The 23,887-nt window shown below is 66.7% G+C and carries 25 protein-coding genes; 15 read left to right on the top strand and 10 right to left on the bottom strand.

Translation table 11 applies throughout. The features are described from left to right. Positions 1 to 27 precede the first annotated feature (27 nt). From AC1XX3_RS18300 to AC1XX3_RS18270, 7 genes are all read right to left on the bottom strand, one after another. Positions 28 to 915, bottom strand: a complete 888-nt coding sequence (locus AC1XX3_RS18300; RefSeq protein WP_483322616.1) for a sugar phosphate isomerase/epimerase family protein — start codon at positions 913 to 915, stop codon at positions 28 to 30. 35 nt (positions 916 to 950) lie between these two features. Then, positions 951 to 1,796: a sugar phosphate isomerase/epimerase family protein gene (locus AC1XX3_RS18295; protein WP_483322615.1), complete on the bottom strand. Its 846-nt coding sequence runs from the start codon at positions 1,794 to 1,796 to the stop codon at positions 951 to 953. Next, complete coding sequence (locus AC1XX3_RS18290) at positions 1,789 to 2,505, bottom strand: alpha/beta fold hydrolase (protein WP_483322614.1); 717 nt, start codon at positions 2,503 to 2,505, stop codon at positions 1,789 to 1,791. The genes AC1XX3_RS18295 and AC1XX3_RS18290 overlap by 8 nt, the downstream gene beginning before the upstream one ends. A gap of 103 nt (positions 2,506 to 2,608) precedes the next feature. After that, complete coding sequence (locus tag AC1XX3_RS18285; protein ID WP_483322613.1) at positions 2,609 to 3,310, bottom strand: ThuA domain-containing protein; 702 nt, start codon at positions 3,308 to 3,310, stop codon at positions 2,609 to 2,611. Then, entirely contained in the window at positions 3,307 to 4,338 is a 1,032-nt protein-coding gene (locus AC1XX3_RS18280) for a zinc-dependent alcohol dehydrogenase (RefSeq protein WP_483322612.1), read from the bottom strand. Before AC1XX3_RS18280 ends, AC1XX3_RS18285 begins: the two co-directional genes overlap by 4 nt. Next, complete coding sequence (locus tag AC1XX3_RS18275) at positions 4,335 to 5,279, bottom strand: sugar phosphate isomerase/epimerase family protein (protein WP_483322611.1); 945 nt, start codon at positions 5,277 to 5,279, stop codon at positions 4,335 to 4,337. The genes AC1XX3_RS18280 and AC1XX3_RS18275 overlap by 4 nt, the downstream gene beginning before the upstream one ends. 174 nt (positions 5,280 to 5,453) lie before the next feature. Next, positions 5,454 to 6,227 carry a helix-turn-helix domain-containing protein gene (locus tag AC1XX3_RS18270; protein ID WP_483322610.1) on the bottom strand — a complete coding sequence of 258 codons (774 nt, stop codon included), beginning with the start codon at positions 6,225 to 6,227 and terminating at the stop codon, positions 5,454 to 5,456. Between the two features lie 445 nt (positions 6,228 to 6,672). On the opposite strand from AC1XX3_RS18270, the gene AC1XX3_RS18265 reads away from it, so the two are divergent. The 3 genes from AC1XX3_RS18265 to AC1XX3_RS18255 all read left to right on the top strand — a co-directional run bounded on the left by AC1XX3_RS18265 (position 6,673) and on the right by AC1XX3_RS18255 (position 9,951). Then, positions 6,673 to 7,614: a carbohydrate ABC transporter permease gene (locus tag AC1XX3_RS18265; protein ID WP_483322609.1), complete on the top strand. Its 942-nt coding sequence runs from the start codon at positions 6,673 to 6,675 to the stop codon at positions 7,612 to 7,614. 22 nt (positions 7,615 to 7,636) lie between these two features. Next, a complete protein-coding gene (locus AC1XX3_RS18260; RefSeq protein WP_483322608.1) occupies positions 7,637 to 8,515 on the top strand; it encodes a carbohydrate ABC transporter permease in 879 nt (292 codons plus the stop codon). A gap of 62 nt (positions 8,516 to 8,577) precedes the next feature. Then, complete coding sequence (locus AC1XX3_RS18255) at positions 8,578 to 9,951, top strand: ABC transporter substrate-binding protein (protein ID WP_483322607.1); 1,374 nt, start codon at positions 8,578 to 8,580, stop codon at positions 9,949 to 9,951. Between the two features lie 34 nt (positions 9,952 to 9,985). Here the strand turns inward: AC1XX3_RS18255 and AC1XX3_RS18250 are convergent, their stop codons facing one another. Continuing rightward, positions 9,986 to 10,546 (bottom strand): hypothetical protein, encoded by a 561-nt coding sequence (locus AC1XX3_RS18250; protein ID WP_483322606.1) that lies wholly within the window; start codon positions 10,544 to 10,546, stop codon positions 9,986 to 9,988. 85 nt (positions 10,547 to 10,631) lie between these two features. Here AC1XX3_RS18250 and AC1XX3_RS18245 point away from each other — a divergent pair, with 85 nt between their 5' ends. The 4 genes from AC1XX3_RS18245 (at position 10,632) to AC1XX3_RS18230 (ending at position 13,966) form a co-directional block, all read left to right on the top strand. Next, the gene (locus AC1XX3_RS18245) at positions 10,632 to 11,423 is read left to right on the top strand and encodes a ThuA domain-containing protein (RefSeq protein WP_483322605.1); all 792 of its coding nucleotides are present in this window, start codon (positions 10,632 to 10,634) and stop codon (positions 11,421 to 11,423) included. Next, the gene (locus tag AC1XX3_RS18240) at positions 11,420 to 12,538 is read left to right on the top strand and encodes a Gfo/Idh/MocA family protein (protein ID WP_483322604.1); all 1,119 of its coding nucleotides are present in this window, start codon (positions 11,420 to 11,422) and stop codon (positions 12,536 to 12,538) included. Before AC1XX3_RS18245 ends, AC1XX3_RS18240 begins: the two co-directional genes overlap by 4 nt. A 72-nt stretch (positions 12,539 to 12,610) precedes the next feature. After that, positions 12,611 to 13,492: an aminoglycoside phosphotransferase family protein gene (locus AC1XX3_RS18235; protein ID WP_483322603.1), complete on the top strand. Its 882-nt coding sequence runs from the start codon at positions 12,611 to 12,613 to the stop codon at positions 13,490 to 13,492. Between the two features lie 21 nt (positions 13,493 to 13,513). After that, on the top strand, positions 13,514 to 13,966 hold the full coding sequence (locus AC1XX3_RS18230) for an NUDIX hydrolase (protein WP_483322602.1): 453 nt from the start codon (positions 13,514 to 13,516) through the stop codon (positions 13,964 to 13,966). A 182-nt stretch (positions 13,967 to 14,148) separates the two neighbouring features. On the opposite strand, the gene AC1XX3_RS18225 is transcribed toward AC1XX3_RS18230, so the two are convergent. After that, complete coding sequence (locus AC1XX3_RS18225; RefSeq protein ID WP_483322601.1) at positions 14,149 to 14,571, bottom strand: pyridoxamine 5'-phosphate oxidase family protein; 423 nt, start codon at positions 14,569 to 14,571, stop codon at positions 14,149 to 14,151. Between the two features lie 107 nt (positions 14,572 to 14,678). Beyond that, positions 14,679 to 15,239, bottom strand: coding sequence for a flavodoxin domain-containing protein (locus AC1XX3_RS18220; RefSeq protein ID WP_483322600.1), 561 nt, complete (start codon positions 15,237 to 15,239; stop codon positions 14,679 to 14,681). Positions 15,240 to 15,506: 267 nt separating this feature from the next. Here AC1XX3_RS18220 and AC1XX3_RS18215 point away from each other — a divergent pair, with 267 nt between their 5' ends. From AC1XX3_RS18215 to AC1XX3_RS18180, 8 genes are all read left to right on the top strand, one after another. Next, on the top strand, positions 15,507 to 15,992 hold the full coding sequence (locus AC1XX3_RS18215) for a universal stress protein (RefSeq protein WP_483322599.1): 486 nt from the start codon (positions 15,507 to 15,509) through the stop codon (positions 15,990 to 15,992). Then, complete coding sequence (locus AC1XX3_RS18210) at positions 15,989 to 16,972, top strand: universal stress protein (RefSeq protein ID WP_483322598.1); 984 nt, start codon at positions 15,989 to 15,991, stop codon at positions 16,970 to 16,972. The genes AC1XX3_RS18215 and AC1XX3_RS18210 overlap by 4 nt, the downstream gene beginning before the upstream one ends. Further along, entirely contained in the window at positions 16,969 to 18,714 is a 1,746-nt protein-coding gene (locus AC1XX3_RS18205; RefSeq protein WP_483322597.1) for a sensor histidine kinase, read from the top strand. Before AC1XX3_RS18210 ends, AC1XX3_RS18205 begins: the two co-directional genes overlap by 4 nt. Further along, positions 18,687 to 19,343, top strand: a complete 657-nt coding sequence (locus AC1XX3_RS18200; protein ID WP_483322596.1) for a response regulator — start codon at positions 18,687 to 18,689, stop codon at positions 19,341 to 19,343. Before AC1XX3_RS18205 ends, AC1XX3_RS18200 begins: the two co-directional genes overlap by 28 nt. A 220-nt stretch (positions 19,344 to 19,563) precedes the next feature. Further along, positions 19,564 to 20,148, top strand: coding sequence for a hypothetical protein (locus tag AC1XX3_RS18195; RefSeq protein ID WP_483322595.1), 585 nt, complete (start codon positions 19,564 to 19,566; stop codon positions 20,146 to 20,148). Between the two features lie 146 nt (positions 20,149 to 20,294). Further along, positions 20,295 to 20,456 (top strand): hypothetical protein, encoded by a 162-nt coding sequence (locus AC1XX3_RS18190; protein WP_483322594.1) that lies wholly within the window; start codon positions 20,295 to 20,297, stop codon positions 20,454 to 20,456. Positions 20,457 to 20,466: 10 nt separating this feature from the next. Next, the gene (locus AC1XX3_RS18185; RefSeq protein ID WP_483322593.1) at positions 20,467 to 20,589 is read left to right on the top strand and encodes a hypothetical protein; all 123 of its coding nucleotides are present in this window, start codon (positions 20,467 to 20,469) and stop codon (positions 20,587 to 20,589) included. A 100-nt stretch (positions 20,590 to 20,689) separates the two neighbouring features. Next, the gene (locus AC1XX3_RS18180; RefSeq protein WP_483322592.1) at positions 20,690 to 23,866 is read left to right on the top strand and encodes a S8 family serine peptidase; all 3,177 of its coding nucleotides are present in this window, start codon (positions 20,690 to 20,692) and stop codon (positions 23,864 to 23,866) included. Positions 23,867 to 23,887: the final 21 nt, after the last annotated feature.

Raw genomic sequence — 23,887 nt, 5'->3', positions numbered from 1 at the left:
GGTGAGTGCGGTGGCTACCAGGGTTGATCACGTCGACAAACTCCATCCCGACCGCCATGTCGTCAGGTTCGTCAACGCCCGCCGCGCAAGATCATCCTGAGTCGGGGCGAAGGGACGCCAGATGGAGGCTGCAGTGGCGATCGAGGCGTTGTCAGCGGTGAAGGACTCGAATCCGAGCATCCCCCGGTAGCCGATTCGCTCCAAGCCGACGCGAATGCCGTCCCAGTCAAGGTGGTCCTCTCCCGGCGCTCCCCGGTCATTGCCGCATACCTGGAGATGCAGCAGTCTGGCGCCGACGAGATCGAACGCCTCGTCGAAGCTCTTCTCTTCAATGTTCATGTGGTACGTGTCAAGGTTGATGCCGATCGCGTCGCGGGGCAGCGGGTCGATCAACTCCATGGTCTGCTCCGTGGTGGTCAAGAAGCTGGTCTCATAGCGGTTGAGCGGCTCAATCGCCAAGCGAATGCCGCGATCCCCTGCATAGTCCAGCACCGGAGCGAGCGACCTCCGAAGCTGCGCCACGGCGTCTCGGCGATCCTCCGCGCTCATCCGCCACGTTCGTCCCACCGAGGTGTACATGGGCCCGATGACGAGTGGCGAGCCCTGGGTGACGGCAACGTCGACGGCCCCACGCAGGTAGTCCTGGGTGGAGGTGATGACGGCTTCGTCGGCGCAAGCCAACTCCCGGCCGGGTCCGAAGACCGCTCCAACCACCGAACGGAGCCCGTGCTCGCTGAGCAGGTCACGCGCTGCGGCCGGGTCCCAGTCGCCCAGATTCTCCAGGGCGAGCTCAATCCCGTCGTAGCCCCACCCCGCGACGGCCGGCACCGTGGTGGCCAGCCGGGCATCGTTGAGGGGGGAGTGCCAGACGAAGGTGTTGACAGCGATCGGTAGCGCGGCGCTGAGCGGGTTCATGCGCAGTGATTCTCCCTCGGAGGAGGTGGAGACGGTCATGGGCCGGTCACCGCGGCCGACCGGCACAGTTGCTCGACGTAGTGACCGTTATGCGCGGCCGCGCCATCCGGGTTCGCCTCGGCTTGCGGGGACTCGTCCTCAAATGTCACCCAGCCGCGATACCCGCGACCGGCCAGATGCTCCAGCACGGCGACGATGTCAACGATGCCGGTCCCGGTTTCGGCCCAACCCCCGTCTGGAGCAAGGTCCTTGACGTGTACGTGGTCGACCCGGTCACCCCACTCCCGAACCACGGTGAGCGGATCCATCCCACCCTTGGCGATGTGACCCAAGTCAGGGGTGTACCCGATCTGGGGCGGTAGCAAGTCCGCCATCTTCTGGTAGTCCTCGCTGGTGCGGAACAGTGAACCCGCCGGGGAGTTGGGGTGGAAGGTGCACCGGACCCCCGCTTCAACCGCGCGCTGCGCCACGGCGTGCATGCGATCCATCACCGTGAGCTGCCGGGCTTCGACGTCCTTTCGGTCGAGACTGCGTCGGTCCGGGCCGGGCAGCGGACAGAGGACGATCTTCGCGCCGGGCATCGCCGCGGTCGCCGCGATCACCTGGTCGGCGTCTGCCCGTTCCTCGCTCGTCTCCTCGGCGTGGAGCCACGGCTCGGCCAGAACCATGGCCGCGAGCTCGATCTGGTGGTCCGCGAGGATGTCTTGGAGGGCGGTCATCGACCATCGCGGTCCGAGCATCACCAGCTCAGGCTCGAAGCCGGAGAAGCCCGCCGCTGCCGCAGCCTGAACCATGTGTCCGACTTTCCCGGCGTACGTGGCCAGACTCATCTGCCAGCTGTAAGTCTGGCAGGCGAAGCGAAGCGTCCTGAGGTCAGCCACGAAGCCACTCCTCCACGAGATCGTTGAAACGCCCCAGTTCTTCCCAGTGGTGGACGTGGCCGGTCTTGGCGAACAGCTCGAAGTGCGCATCGGGGATGGCCCGGGCCAGCTCTCGGCTGCGGTCGACCGGCACGAACCGGTCCGCCCCGCCCGCGGTTACCAACGTCGGTACCTGAATCGCCCCGAGGCGATCAGTAGCTCGATGGGTACGGCAGGCAGCAATCTGCGACATCAACGCAGGCGCCGCGACGGAAAGCTGCTCCTTCTGCTGCGTCTGGAGTTCGTCGAGGTGCTCGTCGAACCAGCGGGGCGTCCACACCAGAGACTGCAGATGGGCAGTGAACAGCTCCGGACTCTCGTGCTGACGAATCGCTCCGGTCACCTGCAGCACCGTGTCGGTATAGGCATCGCACGATGCCCACGTCGCGACCAGCACCAACCGCGCGACGAGCTCCGGGTGCCGCAGCGCCAGCTCCTGGGCCACGGCCCCACCCATCGAGATCCCGATCACGGCGACGGGTCCCAGCCGCAGTCGCCGAATCAGGGCCGCGTAATCGTCGGCGATCGCGGCGGTGGTGTCAGGTCCAGGCGGTGCCGGTGACCGGCCGGAACCCGGATTGTCCACGGCAATACAGCGGAAGCTGTGCTGCCACTGATCGGTGTGAGGTGCCCACGCAGTGGCGTCGGCATTGATGCCCATCACCAGCACGACGGGGGTGCCGCGGCCCCGCTCGACGTAGTTCAGAGCGATCGGCCCTCGCCCTGTGCCGACCTCCGTCACGATTTCCCTCTCATCTGTCCGCTCCTCGAGCTCAAGCTGCGGCGAGCGTCCAGGCGATCGCGTTGTGCAGCAGCGTGCGGAACTCGGCGGCGTCGAAGTCGCCGGGGTGCCCCAGGCTGGTGTAGAACGTGCGGCGGCCCTGGGGGACACCGACCCACGCGACCGGGCCGGGTGTTGGCTCGCTCTCGGGATCCACCGGAATGCCGGCCAGTACGGGTTGACACCAGGGTTCGAGTTCGGTGCGGTACAGCCATGACCGGAGGTGGAAGGCCGGCGGGAGACCGGCGACCAGTTCTGCAGGGGCATCCGGAAGCACGGTCACGTCAGTGCTGGAGCTGTGTCCATGGTGGCTGCTCCACGGCGAGCCGAGGACGTCGCGGCCGAAGCCGTCGTTCCATGAGGCCCACTTCGAGGCTGGGTCGAAGGAGAACGCGTGGCTCGACGTGCGCAGACCGACTACGGGTTTCGATGCCCGCAGGTATTTCTCCAGAGCTTCCATCTCCGCGTCGGGCAGCCGTCGGAATCGGGTGTACACCATGAGCACGTCGGCGTCGTTGAGAGCATCGAGACCGCCGAAAGAGGACTCGGGGAAGTCGGGCGTGTCCTCGATGACACTGGGCGTCCGGTACTCGAGGGACAGCTGCAGCCGCGCCGCGATCTCCTCGCTCAGTCTCTTCATCGTGGAATGGGAGTCGTACTCGGGTTCGCCGGCCAGCACCATCAACGTCGTCATGCTTCCTGCGCTTTCTGCTGCCCGTAGGGGTACAGGAGGATCTTGCCGCACTCGCCACTGTCTTGAATATCCATCGCGTGACTGACCGCGTCCATCGATAGCCGGTGAGTGACCATGACGTCGATCAGCGGCCGCGCCAACCGAATCATCGACCACATGTCGTCCAGGTGGCACTGGTGGTTCCAGTGCCAGCAGCCATGAATGTCCAAGCCACTGGGCACCAGGGCCGGCAGAGTCGTCTCGGCGGTCCAAGCCACCACGGCGAGGCCCCCCCGCCGCCGCACCAGGCCGGCCAAGGCCCGGGCGGCGTCGGGTGCCCCACTGGTCTCGATACCGCTGTGCGCGCCACGACCAAGGGTCATCGCCCGGACTCGGTCGCCGGCGTCGGCGTCGCGGGGGTCGATCGTTTCCCTGGCGCCGAGCTTGTTCGCCAAATCCCTTCGGTAGGGCTGAGTCTCCAGCGAGACCACGGTCGCCCCCAGGACCACGCCCTGGACGAGGCCACCCAGGCCGACAGGTCCTGCGCCGGAGACGACGACGGTGTCCAGAGCGGTCGTCCCGAGCCGGTCATGAGCGGTGAACGTCGGTCCGAAACCACAGCACGCCATGGTGGCATGCTCCAGAGAGATGTCGTCGGGGACCTTGATCAGCAACCAGTCGGCCTTGATCACGTACTCCGCCACCGTGCCCAGGCCGTGCGTCGAGTGCGACTCGGCGAGCACGTCCCGCTGGTTCTGGCAGTGGATGTGATCGCCACGCTCGCACAACCAGCAGGTGCCGCAGGCGTTCTGCGGCATGACGACGACCCGGTCGCCGTTGCGTACCCGTCGTGACGTCCCGGCATCCACCACGATCCCGGCTGCCTCATGACCGACACGGTCGGTGCGATCTCCGGACCGGCGGCCCTTGAACTCCGTGCACAGCGGCGCCACAAGGACCTGCACCACCACGAGATCGAGATGCGCCTGAGGATCGTCTTGGAGAACAACCTCCACCTCGCCCGGCCCGACGATCGCTGCGGCCCTCATGCGCTGGCCCCAACCGTGGCGAGAGCCTCGTCACGCAGGCGCTCGGCGAAGGGAACAGCGAGCCGGCCGTCGCGCTCCGTCGTGGAGTTGAAGCAGAAGTCGATGGTCCACCACTCGAGGTCGAGCCCGTGGCGCGGCAGCGCGGCCAGCACCTCCTCGAAGGGTACGTTCCCCGTTCCGAACGGCAGGTGCGCGCTGGTCTCGTCGTCGTGCAGGGAACCGTCGCTATCGATCAGGTGCAGGTGACCGATGTGCTCGGCGAGCAGGGCGGCATACTCGGCCACGCCACCCCGCAGCAACTCGGGATCAACACCCTGCCGGGCTCCGGCCACCGCGCCGGTGTAGGCGTGGGAGGTGTCGAACAAGATCTTGAAGTTGGGGTGATCCACCTCGTCGGCCACGCGACGGACCTCGCTCGGTCGGTTCAGCCAGAAGCCCGGCTCGAATTCCCAGACGAGCTGCACACCGTGGTCCGCGCACCGCTCGGCGGCGGCACGCCAGGCGGTGATCAGGCGTTGCCAGCGTACCTGGTCCACCGGGCCGGGCGCCGTGACGGTGTCGGTGCGCAGCGTGGGGATGGACAACTGGTCGCAGAAGCTGACCGTGCTGTCGATCCGGGCCAGGTAGGCGCCGAGGTCGACCTCAGCCGGTGGGGTGCTGCGGAAATCCGGCGCGTAGCCGGAGGCGGCGAGTCCGCTTTCTTCCAGGACCGCCCGGAGACTGTCCCAGTCCCGCGCGGACCGGGCGTCCTCGTCGTGCGGGTGCGGTCGGAAGCCGTTGATCTCGATGCCTTGATAGCCGGCATCGCCGACGTAGCGGCAGATGCGCTCGAAATCCCAGGGCGCCTCCTCGAACGGTCCGAAGGCGAACGCCCAACTGCCAAAGGAGATCTTGGGTCGCTGTCGATGTTCTGTTTCGGATCCGAGGGGAGCGTCCCTCACTCCTGGTGACACTGCGCCTCCATTGATTAAGCCCGCTAGCTCGTTCAGCACCCAAAGTAGGGGCCTTCAGAGCGCAGTGGCTTGCAGGATCCGACACAATGGTTGGAAATTCGAGCACCTTCCTGTGGGCTGCCTGGTCTGGCAGCCGCGAAAGCGGGAAGGCGTATGTAGGGGTCAGCCCTGCTCATGTCCGTGATCGATGCGCAGCATGAGTGGCTTCCGCTCCCCGGCGACAGCGGGTTGCGACTTGTTGCGGTGCCGGCGTCGATAGGCCGAAGGACTCAGTCCGCGTTCGCGGGCGAACTCGTTCGACATGTGGCTCTGGTCGTAGTACCCCGTCTGGTGAGCGATGGTCATCAGCGAGAGATCAGTTGTGCACAGCAACTCACACACCGCGATCAGGCGGACCGAGCGAAGATAGCGGTGTGGTGTTGTCCCGAAGTGCAGCTTGAACTGTCGGTTGAAGTAGCTCGGTGACATCGCCGCGCTCTCGGCCAGCTCTTCCACCGTGAGCCGGCGGTGGTACTCCCCGGCGATCATCTCGATGGCCGGAGTCAGGGGGAGGATCGCGTCGTGAAGGGCGTGTCGAGGCCGCAGACTCTTTGTCACGCCGGCCAACCCCACGATCTTTCCTCCCTCGTCGTGCAGGGGCCACTTGGTGGTGGTGAACCAGTCGTATCCGCCGCTGACGTTGCCGACGAGCTCCACCAACTCGACCACTCGTCGTCCGGACCGCAAGATCCCTTCGTCGTATTCGCGATAGTGCTCCACGAGGTGCTCGGGTGAGAGATCTTCGTCGCGCAGACCGATGATCTGGCCGGCGTGGCGGTATCCCAGGTGGCGCACCAGGGCGTCTGTGCACACGACGAAGCGGCGGCTGTCGTCCTTGACGAAGAACAGGCTGCCGAGCGCATTCATCGCGTCCAGGGTCACTTGGGAAAGGTCCACGCTCCACCCGGCAACCCCGGTCCGGTCCGTCACCACTGAACGTCTCCTCCGTACGCCTGCGCGCTTTGGCCCGCGCTGCCGACCGCCGACGTTGGCGACACGGCCTGTTGAGCAGGAAGCCGTAGTGAAGAGTCAATCGTGTCTATCGCCGACCGCAGGTGTGAAACGCGAATTTACAAGACATGGAGCTTGTTTTCCATGGCTGTCCAACGAGGCTTCCCTTAGCGTGAGTGACACTTCCGCATCAAGGAGCGGAATCCAGACACACGAGACTGGTGGTGACAATGGGGTTGCATCGGTTCTGGAGCGAGACAGGGCGATCGGCGGATTCGCTCAGCCAGCGGACGCCTGCCGGGCGACCATGAGCTCGTCACGAGCTGCCGATCAGGTTCGGCGGAGTGGGCGAGTTCGAAGATCAGCGGCAGCCACCGCCAGCGGAGAGTCCGTGGCGCCCGCGCCCAGCGGTCCAGGGGCACCGAGATCAGCCCAGCGGCGTGGCCTGACGCGGCAAGGGCGTCAGGAGGCGCGTGCCGGCTACCTGTTTCTGCTACCGAACTTCTTAGGTTTTGTGGCCTTCAGCCTCCTGCCGATCGCCGCGTGCATCGCGCTCACCTTCACCAAGTGGAACCTGATCATGCCGCCGCAATGGTCCGGTGGCGACAACTACGAGCAACTGATCAGCGACGAGCTGTTCTGGAAGACACTGGGTAACACCGCGTACTACACGGTGGGCGCCGTACCGGTGGCCGTCTTCATCGCCTTCTGGCTGGCGCTGCTCCTCAACCGGGGCTTCCGTGGGGTCAAGTTGTTTCGCACCATCTACTTCCTGCCGTATGTCACGCTCACGGTCGCTGTGGCGATTGTCTGGTCTTGGATCTACAACCCCGACCTCGGCATCCTCAACTATGCACTGAGCCTCGTCGGCATCGACGGTCCCGCGTGGTTGGAGAACCCGAGCTGGGCGATGCCCGCCATCATCATCATGAGCGACTGGAAGGGCATCGGATATCCGTTGCTGATCTTTCTCGCGGCGCTTCAAGGCGTACCTGAGGAGTTCTACGAATCGGCCAAGCTGGACGGGGCGAGTTGGCTGCAGCGTGTCCGCCACATCACGGTCCCCACCATCGCACCGGCAACCTTCTACATCGTTGTCATCTCCTTCATCGGCGCGATGCAGGGATTCGACCAGTTCTATGTGATGACCCAGGGCGGGCCGGCCTACGCCACGACGACGATCGTGATGTACATCTATCAACAGGGTTTCCAATGGTTCAACATGGGCTACGCCGCCACCTTGGCCGTGGTGCTCTTCGTCCTCATCGCCGCGATCACCGCCTTCATGTGGCGTGTCAACGCGCGCAGCAGCACTAGCCTCGCGGTCGACTGACCGACGTCGACAAGGAAGTCACATGGCAACGGATGTCACCACCTCGCTGCGGCAGAAGCTCAGGCGCTCACGTACGCGGAACAAGATCGGCGACGTGGCCGCATTCGTGGCGGCCAGTGTCGTTGGCGTGCTGTTCATCATCCCTTTCGCCTGGATGGTGTCCACTTCGCTGAAGGACATCTCCGAGGTCTACGCCTTCCCGCCCAAGTTCTTGCCGGAAGCGATCCAGTGGTCGAACTACATCGACGCGTGGAACGCGTTGCCTTTCGACGTGTTCTTCCTCAACAGCATCACCGTCGCCGTGGTGACGACCGTGGGTGTGGTCCTCACCTCGTCCATGGCCGGCTACTCGTTCGCCCGCCTGCGCTACCCAGGGCGGGACAAGCTGTTCTTGGCGTACCTGGGCACGTTGATGATCCCCTTCCCCGTCCTCATGGTGCCGTTGTTCGTGATCATGAAGAACCTTCAGCTGGTGGACAGCCTGTGGTCGCTGATCCTGCCGGCCATCTTCACGCCGGCCGGAACGTTTCTGATGCGCCAGTTCATCCTCACGCTGCCGCGGGAACTGGAGGAGTCGGCGCGAGTGGACGGGTGCGGTTTCTTCGGGATCTACTGGCGGATCGTCCTGCCGCTGATGAAGCCGGTTCTCGCGACCCTGGCGATATTCACCTTCCTAGGTTCTTGGAACGAGTTCCTGTGGCCCCTGATCACCATCAGTTCCATCGACCAGAAGACACTCCCGTTGGGACTGACCATGTTCCAGTCCCGCCTGGCCGGACGCACGCCGTGGGACCAGATCATGGCCAGTGCGACGTTCTCGATCATCCCTGTCCTCATCGTCTTCATCCTCGGCCAGAAGTACTACGTCCGAGGGATTGTCACCACCGGCATTAAAGGCTGAACGAGCCTGTGGCAAGCCCACCACCATCTAGTCAACGAACCACGAGTCAAAAGGAGACGACTATGCCCCACCCCGAAGGTGCCCGCTCACCGTTCAATCGCCGCTCGTTCCTGAAAGGTTCCTCCCTGGCCGTCGGCGGACTGGCCCTGCCCTGGTTGGCCGGCTGTGGCGCAGATGAGGACAGTGGCGCCGGTGGCGATCAAGCCTCCACTACCGGCGAGTGGAAGGCCATGACGTGGGAAGGGAAGGACGAGATGAAGAAGTGGAACCTCCACATGACCAACTTCTTCAAGAAGTACCCCGACCTCAAGTGGTCGGTCGACTTCGGCCTGGAGTGGGAGCAGTACTTCACCAAGCTGCAGACCTCCGTCGCGGGCGGTGCGTCGACCGACATGTGCTGGATGCATGACACTCGCGCGGCGCTCTTCGCGTCCCAAGGCATGCTCGAGCCGCTTGACGACTACCTCGGCAAGGACACCCCTGAGGGGTGGCCGACGGATTTCTACGGCTCGCAGGTCGAGGCCTTCAAGTACGACGGCAAGCAGTACGGCTTCCCCTATGACTGGGCCGCCAGCGGACTCTTCATCAATCTGGACTGGCTTGAGGAGGCCGGGGTCGAGGTGCCTGACGAGAATTGGACCTACGAAGACCTGCTCGTAGCGGCCAAGAAGCTCACCGCCTCGGCGGGCGCTCCCGGCAAACAGTGGGGCATGTCACTGCCCACCGACAGTGGTTTCAGCTATGCCATGGTGCGGGGCTACGGTGGGGAGTTCGTGCCCGCTGGCACGACCGAGATGCACTACACCGACGCCGGCACGGTTGCTGCGTACCAGTATCTGTACGACGCCATCAACACGCACAAGGTGATGCCGAGCAGCGCGCAGATCAACGCTGCCACCGGAGGGAGCGGAGACACGTCGGCGTTCTTCTCGAGTGGCAAGGTCGCGATGCTGCATTCGCTCAACGACGCCGCATTCGTGATGGAAGATCTGATCAAGGGCAAATTTCGCTGGACCGTCGCCCCCACCCCGAGAGGTCCTGCAGGCCGATTCCAAGGCGTTGGTGGCTCGGCCTTCGCGATCCCGAAGGGGTCGAAGCACCCTGACGTGACGTACGAACTGATGAAATTCACCCTGAGCGACCCGGAGAATCTGCCGGTGACCGCCAAGATGGGCTCGATGTTCGTGTCCAACACGAAGTACTGGCAGAACGGGGTACCCGGCAAGGAGGTCCTCGACCCGCAGGTCTTCCAGCACACCTTCTATGACCTGGGTAAGGAGGCTGGTGTCTCGCCCAACTACTTCCCCAACTACGGACGCTGGGACAGCTCGGTCTACAAGAAGAACATGGACAACCTATGGGCCGGGAAGGAATCCGACGTGGCCAAGGTGCTGGCCCAGGTTCAGACGGAGACGCAGCCGCTGCTGCAGGGCTAATGCCGGCCGGGAGGCGACTGGCGGGGCGCCGAGGTCAGGCCGCGCTCTTCGCGGCGCGTACCTCCTCCTTCGGCGTCCGCAGCAGCCCCAGCACCGCGCGCTCGATCTTGCCGTGCGTCGTCCCGTCGGACAGGTCCTGATCCAGCGACGCCAGTCGCGGGGAGATGGTGGCGCCGTCGTTGAACAGGTCGATCAGTCGGGGATCGACGTACGACGCCCGCGCCACCGTTGGGGTGTTCCCGAGATAGGTCGATACCTCTCTCATCGCCGTCGACACCGCACGCTTGCGGGCTGACGGAGTGGTTGCAGTCCCGTTGGCCGCAGCGAGGGCCACGGCGGCGATCACCGTGCCGTGCCAGGTCCGGAAGTCCTTGGCCGACACCTCGCCGCCGACTACGTCCTTGATGTATTCGTTGATGTCGATCGAGCTGACGTCGCGCCAACGCCTGCCGTCGCGATAGGCGAGCAGTTCCGGGCCGCCGCCGCGGCGCCGTTTGAGGTCGGTCACCGCGGCCAGGACCAGGTCGTCGGCGAGGGCGATGTAGCGCTCCTTGCCCGACTTGGCGATGTAGTGGAGAAGGCCTTGCGCTGACAACCCGCGCCTAGGATGATGACCCGCGTCGGTCGAAGCGCTTCGACGGTGCGGCCGAGACCCTACTCCCAGCGAAGTGAGAGTCCCCATGCCCGCAGCCACTGCCCCGATCCGTGTTCTCGTGTGGGGGGAGAACCGGCACGAGCAGGTCGAGCCCCACGTCGCCGCCATCTATCCCGAGGGCATGCACGCCACCATTGCCGACGGCATCCGGGAGAACCTCGGTGCCGACGCCGAGGTCACCACCACGACCCTGGACGAGCTGGAGCACGGTCTGACCGACGAGGTCCTGGCCGCTACCGACGTCCTCGTCTGGTGGGGTCACGCCGCCCACGGCGAGGTGTCGGATGAGGTGGTGGAGCGGGTTCATCAGCAGGTGCTCTCGGGCATGGGGCTGCTCGTCCTGCACTCGGCCCACTGGTCCAAGATCTTTGGCAAGCTGATGGGCACCACGTGCACCCTGCGGTGGCGCAGCGAGCAGGACCGTGAGCTGGTGTGGACGATCGACCCGACGCACCCGATCACCCGCGGCGTACCCAATCCGATCATCATCGAGCAGCAGGAGATGTATGGCGAGACCTTCGACATCCCCACGCCCGACGAGTTGATCTTCGTCTCCTCGTTCAGCGGCGGTGAGGTCTTCCGCTCCGGCTGCACCTTCCGTCGCGGTCACGGCAAGATCTTCTTCTTCTCACCCGGTGATCAGGACTATCCGGTCTATCACCACCGCGACGTCCGCCGGGTGATCGCGAACGGGGTGGAGTGGGCCCGCAGCGACCTGCCCACGCGGTCGATCCCGACGCTGCTCCGCTACGAGACGAACGACTTCTATCAGGGCCACGGCTACGCCGGTGCCATTGCGGTGGAGGGCGAGGAGTGAGCGACGCCCAGCCGCTGAACACCGGCGTCGCGCCGCTGCGGATCGTCCAGGTCGGTGGCGGCGGCATGGGGCGGGCGTGGCTGCGTACCCTCGCCGAGAACGCCGACGTGGAGCTGGTCGGGCTGGTCGACCTGGACCTGGACGTAGCCCGGACCTCGCTGGCCGAGACGGGGTACGGCGAGACGCCGGTGGCCACCGACCTGGCCGACCTGGTCGACGCCGTCGGCGCCGAGGCCGTGCTCAACGTGACGGTCCCCAGAGCGCATCACGCGGTCACCGTCGCCGCCCTCCGCCGCGGGCTGCCGGTGCTGACCGAGAAGCCGTTGTCGGAGTCGCTGGCGGAGTGCCTGTCCATGGTGGCCACCAGCGAGCTGACCGGACAGCTGCTGATGGTCTCCCAGTCACGGCGCTACTGGCGCCACCTCGCGGCGTTCCGCCGCCAGCTCGCCGAGCTGGGACCGGTCGGCGTCTTGACCTGCGACTTCTTCAAGGCCCCGCACTTCGGTGGGTTCCGCGACGCCATGGCCGAGCCGTTGCTGATCGACATGGCCATCCACCAGTTCGACCTGGCCCGGCTACTGCTGGAGAGCGAACCGGTCTCGGTCTACTGCGAGAGCTTCAACCCCAGCTGGAGCTGGTACGCCGGCAACGCCGCAGCGAACGCCGTCTTCACCTTCGCCAATGGCTCCCGGTTCTCGTTCGCCGGCAGCTGGTGCAGTCCCGGTATGGAGACCTCCTGGAACGGGGCCTGGCGGGCCGGCACCGCTGCAGGCACGGCGTGCTGGGACGGCGACAATGCTCCGACGGCCATCCACGGTGAGCGCGAGCTCGTACCCATCGTCGGCGACGAGCCGGAGCAGATCGCCGGATCGCTGGCCGAGTTCGTCGACGCCGTCCGCACCGGCATCACCCCCTCGGGAGAGGTGCACGCCAACGTGCTCAGCGTCGCCATGGTTGCGGCCGCGGTGCAATCCTCGGCGACCGGTCAGCGGGTGCTGATCGCGGACCTGATCGACCAGGCGTACGCCGACGCGGTGGAGCAGGAGCGCGACCTCGAGGTCCGCGCCGTGCTGGAGTCCTGGCCAGATGTCGGCCAGCGGCTGCACCCGGTCTGACTCGCTCGACCCGCTCGATGGCGGTCACAAATTGGTTGGCCGCCCGGCACGACCGCTGCCAGGGTAGGCGCGATGAACATCGACGAAGCCCTGGTCAGACGGCTGGTCGACGACCAGTTCCCAGCCTGGCGCGAATTGCCCATCCGCCGCGTCGACCACGATGGCTGGGACAACCGCACCTTCCGCCTGGGCGAGACCATGTCAGTGCGGCTGCCCAGCGCCGAGCGTTATCGGCTGCAGGTGGCCAAGGAGCATCGTTGGCTGCCGGTGCTCGCACCGCAGCTGCCGCTGCCCATCCCGACCCCTTTGGCGCTGGGCCGACCGAGTGCGGACTACCCGTGGCCCTGGTCGGTCTATCGCTGGATCGAGGGCGACATCCTCGAAGGCGCTCAGGTCGACGACCTGGTCGGTTTCGCCACCGACCTCGGTCAGTTCCTGGTCGCTCTGCGCTCGGTGGACCCGACGGACGGGCCGCCTCCGGGGCCGCACAACTTCCTCCGCGGCGCGTCGCCCGACGTCTACAGCCAGGAGACGTACGCCGCTCTCGAGCAGCTCGGTGACCGGGTCGACCAAGCCACGGCCGCCGACGTCTGGCGGACGGCGATCAGCTCACCCCTGCCAACGCAGCCGGTCTGGTTCCACAGCGACATCGCCCCGGGCAACCTGCTGCTGCGCGAGGGCCGGCTCAGCGCAGTGATCGACTTCGGCGGCTGCGGGATCGGCGACCCGGCCTGTGACGTGGTGATCGCGTGGACCGTGCTGGACGGCGAGAGCCGGACGGCGTTCCGGGATAGCGTCGGACTGGACGACGGCACCTGGGCCCGTGGACGGGGCTGGGCCCTGTGGAAGGCGTTGATCATGATGGTGGGTCAGGGCGCCACCGATGCCGAGATCTACGAACGCAACCGCCGGGTGGTCGAGGCCGTGATCGCTGATCACCGCGGGCTGAGCTGAACCAACCACCAAGGAGTGCCGATGCCGACGATCAAGCCCAAGGCGTTCGCCATGCTGCTCGACCGTGAGCGGCAGCGGCACGCGGTGTGGCGGAGCGAGGACCTGACCAAGACCCCGACCGCCTTCCACCGCCTGCTCGGCGGACACATCGAGTTCGGGGAGAGCGCGACCGAGACGGTGGTGCGCGAGATCGCGGAAGAGCTCGGCGTCGAGCTGACGGATCCACAGCGACTGGGCGTGCTGGAGAACCGGTTCGTCTATCAGGGCGAGCCCGGCCACGAGATCGACTTCGTCTACGTCGCCGATCTGCCGGACCCGCGCGTGCTACCCGACGACGGCGCCACCTTCTTCGAGTTCGACGGTGCCCCGATCTTCGTCGAGTGGCGACCGGTGATCACGAACACTGACATACCGCTCTATCCGTTGGGCACCCAGCAGCTGCTCGATGACTGGCTCGGGCGTTCGACACCGTGACCGGGCTGCGGCGCGGGTCACGGTTTGGTGTGGCGCTAGGTGTGCGGGAGCGAACTAGGCGATAGTGGCGGCGTCTTCGCTGTTCTGCTCCGGAGGCGCACGTCGGCGTGCTGGGACGGCGCGGCCACCAGGAGTTCTCGCTCAGCGCGAACTTGATCAGTCAGCCGGTGGCAGCCGAAGGCTCACTGGGCAACGCGACGACCGCTGATCCGATCGATCTCAATCTGGATCCACAGGTTTCGAATGCCGGCTGCCCACGGGGTGGGATCGCTGCGCGCCCACAGCGACATCAGGACAGGCGGCTCGGGTGTGGCGGAGCCGCGGCCGCGGGCGATGACGCTCCACCCGCTGCAGGTCTCGGGGTCCAGCTCGTCGACCTCGAAGACGACGGGGGTGGGCCTCACCAGTTCCGACATCACCCCGTAGGCCGAGGTTCGGAAGATGATCTTGCCCTCGTGAACCCCGTACGCGACGGGGAAGATCTGAGGTCCGTCTGCCGACTGCCACCCGACGCGCCCCACGGTGCGCGACTGGAGCAGGTCCAGGCACTGAGCCGAAGGAATCTCGTTGAACAGCCGCCCAATGCGGTGGTGGATGGTGCTCATGTGATGTCCCCTTCTCATCTGCGTGGTCAGTTCGGCTGTGACCCCAGTCGCTGAGTGGGCACCTGAGGAGGTGCAACGCCACGCCGTTGTGGTCTCTGTGAAACGGCTCAGCCCCAGAGCAGACGGTCGTCAGGGCTTGTTGCTGTGCCGGACGCCGCCAGAAGGCCCTCCGAGGTCGGTCGCAGCTCGCGCGAGATCTCCCGCGCCCATGCCCTGATGGCATCCCAATCGCGATAGTCCCCGCTGAGCGCGCCCGTGGCCATCCATCGGGCCAGAGGATTGGTGGCACGGTCATGGTCGAGGCGACCGCCGAAGGTCCGCGGCTCTGCCACACCGAGCTCAAGCATGAGCCGGCGGATGGCGTGCGGCGGTGCGACGCGCTCGTGCTGGGCTCCGTCACCGCACGGACCGCTGTGGTACAGGAACGTCGGTCGCTCAGCCAGATCGGGAGCTTGGTGCTTCAGGTAGTCGATCGCCGTCTTGTCCCAGTGACTGAGGTAGATGGCACTGCCGATGACGATCGCGGTGTAGTGCCTGGCATCAGGGGCAGTGCTGCACGGTGCGATGTCGACGGCGAAGCCGGAGGCAACAAGCTCGTCGGCGATGACCTGGGCAATCTCTGCCGTTGATCCCATGCGGGATGCGTAGGTCACTAGGATCTTGTCCATCAGGGTCCTCCTTCACGAAATGCTTACTGCCGTTGGCTTCCTGGCTTCAGCCTCCGCTACCGCGATGACGACCGGTACCGGCCAACGACCTGCGCACCCAGGACCTAGGTCCTCAGGTTTGGCATCCACCGTCGTTCGCGGCCGCCGTAGACAGGTCCGGCGGCGCCGTGGAGTCGGAGGTCCCCGTTCGGCGTGACTTTGGGTCCTAACGGGCGGGCGCTCCAGGCACAAGAGTGAGGTGCATCCTCTGACATGGAAGGCACTCTCATGACCTCCAACTTCATCGTCGTCGGCCTCGACAGTTCGGCCTCGGCTCGAGCGGCGCTCACCTTCGGCGCTGCCTACGCTCGCGCCCTGGGCCTGGAGCTGCGTGCGGTGCACGTGACTGCACTTGCCGCAGGGCCGGCGATCTGGGCCGGCTCCTACCCGAGCGCCCCCTACTTCATCGACGAGGTCGACGATCAGATCACCCGCGCGGTGGAGGAGGTTTATGAGTCCGTCCAGCCCGAGCCGGGATGGCGCCTCGAACACCTCGACGGGGCCTTCGGCAGCGTCCTCGTACGCGAGTCCGCGTCCGCCAGCCTGCTGGTGGTCGGAACTCGGGAGCACACCGGTCTCGGCCGCATCCTGGCCGGCTCGGTGAGCCATTACTGCCTCTCCCACGCCCACTGTCCCGTGGCCGCCGTTCCGGCGCCGGCCGTCGCACGGCACACCACCGCGATCCAGGCCACGGCCGGCTCAGGAGCATCATGAGTGACGTCTCGTACCCCCCGATCGTGGTCGGTGTTGGAGGCGACACCGCCGACAGCTCCGTGGCCGCCGTCCGGTTCGCCCTCGAGGAGGCGCGGCACGACAACGCGCCGATTGTGCTCCTCCACGGCTGGCAGAACCGCAACCAGCTCACCGAGAGCCGGGCCGTGCAGGAGGTCCGGCTGCAGTGCGGGGACGAGTTGCTGGCCGAGGTTGGCCGGCGCGCTGGCGTCCTCGCCCCCGACGTCAGGACCCGTCTTCGTCTGGTCAACACCGCCAGAACGGGCCCGGAAGCCATGCTCAACGAAGCCCAGCGCGCCCGGGTCGTCGTGCTTCAGCGCCGGGAGCTGTCTGCGTTGAAGCGCGTGTACACCAGATCCACGACGATGACCGTGGCCGCCCACGCCCAGTGCCCCGTGGTCGTGGTGCGCTCGGGTGGCCGTCTCGACCTGACGCGGCGAGGGGTGGCCGTTGGCATCGACGACGAAGGTCAGTCTGACCACGCGGTGGAACTTGCCGCGGGCGCGGCCTCTCGGCGGCAGACGCCCCTCATCGCCGTCCACGCCTGGCAACTCCCCGCCGAGATGCTCGCTGACCACGGCACTGCGGCCGATGCCGACGAGATTGCAGCTCGTCGCCGCTCCGCTCAGCGCGTCCTCTCCGAGGCAGTTGCCGACATCGCTCAGCGCCACCCAGGGCTGGTGATCGAACAGGAGCTGGTGCGGGCCACTCCCACTGCGGCCCTGGTTGCTGTGTCAGAGCGCGTGCAGCTGCTCGTCGTCGCTCGTCACACCCGATCGGCACTCACCCATCGCGCGCTCGGGCGAGTGACGGCCTGGCTGATCGACAAGGCCGAGTGTCCTGTGATGGTGACGCCGAACGCGTTCACCGCCCGTTATGACGGGGAAGGCGCAGTCGACACGGCCGGTCGATTCGCATCTCGGCCATCGCCCGTCGCGAACGCCGTACAGTCAGGGTCATGATCGACTCCGCTTCGCGGTATGGCGGGAGTTCTCTGCCACGTCCCTCTGGGTCGACGGAGCAGAGTGCTTCGGCAGCGCAGCCCATCGAGCAGTTGATGGCCGACCTGATCCGGCGAACGGAGGAGGTGATCGACGCCCAGACGAGACTCCGACGGCTGCTGGCAGCCAACCGTTCGATCATCGCCGAGCTGGAGCTGCCGGTCGTGCTCCGTCGGATCGTCGAAGCGGCTCGGGACCTCGTCGGCGCCCGCTATGCAGCACTGGGGGTCATCGGCTCCGACGATCAGCTGGAGCAGTTCATCCACGTGGGCATGGACGACCAGACGGTGAGCGCGATCGGTGAGCTGCCGAAGGGCCGCGGTCTCTTGGGGGCTCTGATCGATGATCCCCGTCCCATCCTGATCCCGAACATCGGCGAGGACGAGCGCTCGGCCGGCTTCCCTTCGGGCCATCCGCGGATGGATAGCTTCCTCGGCGTGCCGATCCAGTCCCGCAACGAGGTCTTCGGCAACCTCTATCTCACCGATCGACAGGCAGGCGGCGCCTTCACGCCTGAGGACGAGGATCTCGTGTTCGCCCTCGCAGCCACGGCCGGGGTGGCTATCGAGAATGCGCGCCTGTACGCCGAGTCGCGTCGTCGACAGGAGTGGTCCCAAGCCTCGGGGGAGGTGACGAGCGCCCTCCTCTACTCCGAAGGCAGCACCGACCCGCTCCAGCTCATCGTGGACAGCGTGCGGCGCCTCGCGGACGCCGACGTGGTCACCCTGGTGCTCCCATCCATCGACGAAGACGTACTCGAAGTGGTGGTGGCGAGCGGTCAGGGTCAATCCGGGCTCGTCGGGATTCAGTATCCGATGTCGGACAGCCTGGTCGAGTTGGCGATGAAATCCGGTCGCGGGGTGAGGATTGCCTCGGCCAGCGCCGATCCACCGGTCTTCATTCATCTCTCCCAGATCGTTGACGTGGATGCCGTGATGGCGGTGCCTCTCACGGCCAAGACCGGCGCTCAGGGCGCCATCACCGCGGGCAGGCTCGGTGGACGCAGCCCGTTCACCAGCGTGGATCTGGAGATGGCAGAGGTCTTCGCGAACCACGCCGCGATCGCGCGAGAGCTGGTGGAGGCTCGTGGCGACCAGCAGCGGCTCGCCGTCCTCGAGGATCGCGACCGCATTGCGCGGGACCTGCACGACCACGTCATCCAACGCCTGTTCGCCGCAGGACTGACCGTACAAAGCGTGGCCGCGGTAACACCGTCGGCTCGTGAGCGGCTCGACCGGGTGATCGGCGATATCGATGACACCATTGGCCAGATCAGGACTTCGATCTTCGATCTGCAAGCCAGTGGAGGGAGGTCGTCAAGCACACGGTCAGTCGTCTTGGAGGTGATGCACCAGGTCACGCCGCTGTTTGCGTTCGAGCCGACCATTCGCTTCTTCGGGCCGGTCGACACTATGGTGCCGGCCAGCATGATCAGCGACATCGAGGCGGTTGTCCGCGAAGCCACCACCAATGCGGCCCGTCATGCTCAAGCGAGTGAGCTGTCCGTGGAGCTCACGGTGGAAGGCGAGTCGCTCACGATCGTGGTCGCCGACAACGGAGTCGGCATCGGCACGCCGGATCGTCTGAGCGGACTGAAGAACATGCGATGCCGAGCTGAAGAGCTGGGTGGCGCCCTGGATATCGACTCCACACCGAACGAAGGGACACGACTGACATGGACGACGCTGCTACCCCGGCCGTGATCAGGGTGTTTCTGCTTGATGATCACGAGATCGTCCGCCGCGGGCTGATCGATCTGCTTGAGGCGACCGACGACATGACCGTCGTCGGTGAGGCCGGCACCGCCGCCGAGGCACTGCATCGCATCCCGGCCGCTCGCCCCGATGTGGCGGTTCTCGATGCGCGACTGCCGGACGGCAGCGGTATCGACGTCTGCCGGGACATCCGGTCCCAACACCCCGAGGTGAAGTGTCTGATCCTCACCTCATACGACGACGACGAGGCGCTGTTCGCCGCGGTGATGGCTGGTGCTGCCGGCTATCTGCTCAAGCAGATCACCGGCCATTCGCTGACTGACGCCATTCGCGACGTTTCCGTCGGCCGATCGCTGATGGACCCCGCCGTCACCGGCAGGCTCCTCGAGCGACTCCGTCATCCCAGTCAGCTCGACCCCCGGTTGGAAGCGCTCAGCAGCCGGGAACGACAGATCCTCGACCTCATCGCCGAGGGCCTGTCGAACAAGGAGATCGGGCTGCGGCTGTTCTTGGCGGAGAAGACGGTGAAGAACTACGTCTCGACGCTGCTGTCCAAGCTCAGCATGCAGCGACGAACCCAGGCGGCGGTCTTCGGCGCTTCGATGCACCGCAAGTAGCGTTGATCACGCCAGCCGCCCGATCGGCTGATCACATCGCGTTCTAACTCCTCTTGGCCGCGCGCCCCCGATGGTCCGCAGACGCTCAGGTGGGGTCAAAGGTCCCCCAAGCACGCGACCGAAGCCTCAGTCGGTCGCGCCGCTGACGCGAAAGACTGCACCCATCAGGACAAACCCTGACTGAACCATCACCCCGCACGTCCAACGACAGGATTCGATCATGACCACCATCCAAGATCCTTCGCGCCAAACCCGAAGTGTCGAAGCCACCCTGTCCACGGACAGTCCGCCGAGGGCCCGTCGCTGGCTGGCGGTGACGAGAATCTCCCTCGGGTTCGTCTTCTTGTGGGCCTTCCTCGACAAGGCCTTCGGCCTTGGCTACTCCACCCCCGCCGCAAGGGCATGGGTCAACGGGGGCTCGCCCACCTCGGGATTCCTCGGACACGTCGAAGTCGGCCCGTTCCGTACGGTGTTCGCCTCATTGGCCGGCTTCGCCATTGTCGACTGGATGTTCATGCTCGGCCTCCTCGGTGTCGGGGTGGCGCTGATCGCGGGCATCGGTCTCCGCGTCGCCGCGGCAGCCGGTTCGTTGATGATGGTGCTGATGTGGGCTGCTGAGTGGCCGCTCGCCAAGTTGACCGTCGCCGGTGAGCCGAGTGGATCAGTGAACCCGGTCATGGACTATCACCTCATCTACTCGATGATCTTGATCGTGATCGCGTTGACCGCCGCGGGACGCACCTGGGGGCTCGGACGGATCTGGGAGTCGACCTCCCTGGTGCAGCGAGCACCGTGGCTCAAGTGACGCCAGCACCAGACGCTCCGCGGAGCTGACCCGGCGGGCACCATCTCGGTGTCAGCCGGGCGTCTGGTCGATGTGGCCCCGTGCCTGTGTATCAGAGTCACACCCGCAGTTCAGTGAATCCGAACCAACAGAGCTGGGAGGCCATCATGAGTAGGAAGATGATCATCGCGGGAGCCGCCATGACGGGGATCGTGGGGTACGCCATCGCGTACTGGCTGGCCAAGATGACCGAGTACGCGGAGCTTCGAGATGCCCAGCGGTATCTCCCGGTGACCGCGCCGAGCGGGATCAGCCCACGAGCCGGGTGAGCCGTCCGGAATGATCCCGAACTGGTTCGTCTATCGGGGGGAGTCCGGCCACGAGATCGACTTCGTCGACGTCGCCGATCTGCCGGACCCGCGCGTGCTGCTCGACGACTGGCTCGGGCGTTCGACACCGTGACCCGGCTGAGGCGCGGGTCACGGTTTGGTGTGGCGCTAGGTGTACGGGAGCGAACTAGGCCATAGTGGCGGCGTCTTCGCTGTTCTGCTCAGGAGCCCTTGTGCCCGTTTCGTCCCCTTCGACCGTACGCCGCACCACCCGCACGGTCCGCTTTCTGGGACGGACCGGACTCGCCGCTGTCGTCTCGCTGTCCCTGCTGCTCGGCATCACCGGCGTCGCCGGCCCGGCCGCCGCTGAACCACCGTCCGGAGGTGAGCCGCGGGCAGTCGACGGGCCGATCGCGAAGCTGTCTGCGAGCCTGCGGGCCGGCAACACCGACGCGACAGTCACCGTCTTCGTGCGTACGTCCGGCGCCGGCGCGCTCAGCGTGGACGCCGCGACCAAGCGGGGACGGCTGATCGGCACCCGGATCTCGCCAGCGGCCCGGGCTCGGGTCCGCTCCATCACCGCCGACGTGACCGCCGTGCAGCGGGCGGCGCTGTCCAGCGACCGACGCACGTCCACCCTCTACGCCAGCACCTACACCGTGCCCGGCGTCGCCCTGACCACCACCCCGGCCGTGGCCCGCGCGCTCGCGCGTCGCTCCGACGTGGTCAGCATCACCCCGATCGTGCCGAAGACGATCGTGAAGCCGGTCGACACCGCGCTCGGCACGTCCGCGCCCACCAACGCCGCCGCCGCGGTGTACTCCCGCGCACTGGAGGCCTGGACCAAGACGGGCCGCACCGGCGCCGGCGTCAACGTCGCCGTGATCGACACCGGCATCGACTACACCCACGCCGACTTCGGCGGACCGGGCACGAAGGCTGCCTATGACGCCGCCGTCGCCCGAACCACCGCTCCCGCCACCACGGCCAAATACCGCGGCGGCCACGACTTCGCCGGACCCAGCTATGACGCGGACTCCACCTCGGCCGCCGACCTCAAGCCCCGCGCCGACGCCAACCCGATCGACGGTCGCGGCGGCGGTCACGGCACCCACGTCGCCGGTACGGTCGCCGGCTACGGCGTGCAAGGCGGCGCGCGCTACACCGGGGCGTACACCTCGCTCACCGCCGCCAGCATCCGCGCCTTCGACCTGGGACCGGGGATGGCACCGGAGGCCGGTCTGTATGCCCTCAAGGTGTTCGGCGACAACGGCGGCTCGACGGCGCTGACCGGCGCGGCGCTGGACTGGGTCGGCAAGCAGCTCACCAACGGCGTCGACATCGACGTGGTCAACCTCTCGCTCGGCTCCGACTACACCGCCGCCGACGACCCGGACAACGCCAAGGTCGACGCCCTCGCCGCCCGCGGCGTGCTGTCCGTCATCGCCGCCGGCAACGCGGGCGACGCGGTCGACGTGGGCGGCAGCCCTGGCAACGCCACCCGGGCGCTGACCGTGGCCGCCTCCGCCGGCAGCACCACCGCCACCGACACCCTGGCCCCGTTCAGCTCCCGCGGCGTGCACGGGTCGTACGCCGATGTGGTCAAGCCCGATCTGGCCGCTCCCGGTGTCAACGTCGTCTCCGCCCGCGCCGGCTCGGGCACCAGCACGCAGCGGATGAGCGGCACCTCGATGGCGACGCCGCATGCTGCCGGCGTGGCCGCCCTCGTCTTTCAGGCGCATCCTCGCTGGACCGGTGCCCAGGTGAAGGCCGGCCTGATGAACACCGCCACCCACGACCTGCGCAACGCCGCCGGCAAGGGCTACGGGCTGCTGGCCCAGGGCACCGGCCGGATCGACGCCCTCCAGGCGGTGCAGAACTCGGTGACCGTCTCGTCGGTGGCCAACCCCGGTCTGGTCACCGCCTCCTTCGGTGTGCTCGAGGTCGCGTCGGCCACCACCCAGCGGCGGGCGCTGACCATCGCCAACACCGGCAGCGCCGCCGTCTCCTACCGCGTCGCGTACGCCGCCCGGGTGACCCAGCCGGGGGTGGCCTTCGGCGTCAGCGCCACGTCGGTGACCGTGCAGCCGGGCAAGAGCGCCACCGTCCAGGTCACGATGACCATCCGCCGACCATCCGACCTGCGGCGCGCCCTCGACCCCACCCAGCCGGCCACCCAGGCCGGCAAGGTCCGCGACTTCGTCACCGCCGCCACCGGCGTGGTGACCTTCACCCCGACGACCGCGACCAGCCCGCTGCGGGTCGGGGTCTTCGCGGCGGCCAAGCCGGTCAGCTCGATGAAGGGCTCGACCCTCACCTTCTCCTCGACCAAGGCGAAGTCAGCCACGCTGAAGCTGTCCGGGTCCACCCTCAAGCAGGGTTCGGGCCGATCGGCGTTCCAGGCCCAGGTGGCGCCGTTCGTGCTGGGTGCCACCAGCGGTGCGCTCACCTTCCCGAACGGTTCCGCGCGGACCACCCTGGCCGCCTCGGACCTCCGGGCTGTGGGTGCCTCATCCACTGCGCCGCTGCTGCGCAACCCGGCCTCGGGCTTCGTCTCCTTCGGCGTCCAGCTGCAGGCACCCAACGCCAACCCGGGCTTCAACGACACCCCGAGCGTGTTGATCGACACCAACGGCGACGGCACGCCCGACTTCGAGACGGTGCTGGCCAAGCGCGACGACGCCGACGCGACCGTGGTGCTGACCTATCGCCTCCGCGACGACGCCGTGGTCGACACCCAGCCGTTCAACGCCATCGCCGCCGACAGCTCCGTCTTCGACAGCGGCGTGGCGGTGCTGCCGGTGCGGCTCAAGGCGCTCGGCTACACCGACCGGTCGCGGTCGACCACGCTGACCTATCAGGTGAGCACCTTGTCGATGTATGCACCCAACCTGGCCCGCTCCGGGTCCTACGTCGTCGACCGGGTCAAGCCCGTCCGGTTCAACGTCTTCGACCCGCCGATGTGGTTCTCCCAGAAGGGCCGCCCGGCCTCCTCTGTGCTGCTGGCCGACAACTCGACTGGGATCACCGTGACCCGGCGGGTGGTGAAGGACTCCACCAAGCTGCTGCTGCTGCACCTGCACAATCGGGTCGGCAGCCAGGGCCAGGGCGTCGCCACCAAGACCCGGCCGACTCTCAAGCCGAAGGCCAAGAAGGGTCCCACGATCAGCGGGACGGCGCGCAAGGGCAAGAAGCTGACCGCCAAGCCCGGCACCTGGACGCCCAGCAAGGCGAAGTTCAGCTATCAATGGCTGCGGGACGGCAAGTCGATCAAGAAGGCCACCAAGAAGACATACAAGATCACCAAGACCGACGTGGGCCACAAGCTGTCGGTGAAGGTCACCGCGCGCAAGGCGGACACCAACACCGGTCGCGCCACCTCCGCCAAGACGAAGAAGATCACCAGGTAGAACCCCTGGTGGCCCCGCGTC

It is taken from the genome of Microlunatus sp. M237 (assembly GCF_056896895.1).
Note: the sequence above shows the minus strand (reverse complement) of the source record. Positions and strands in the feature narration are given on the sequence as shown.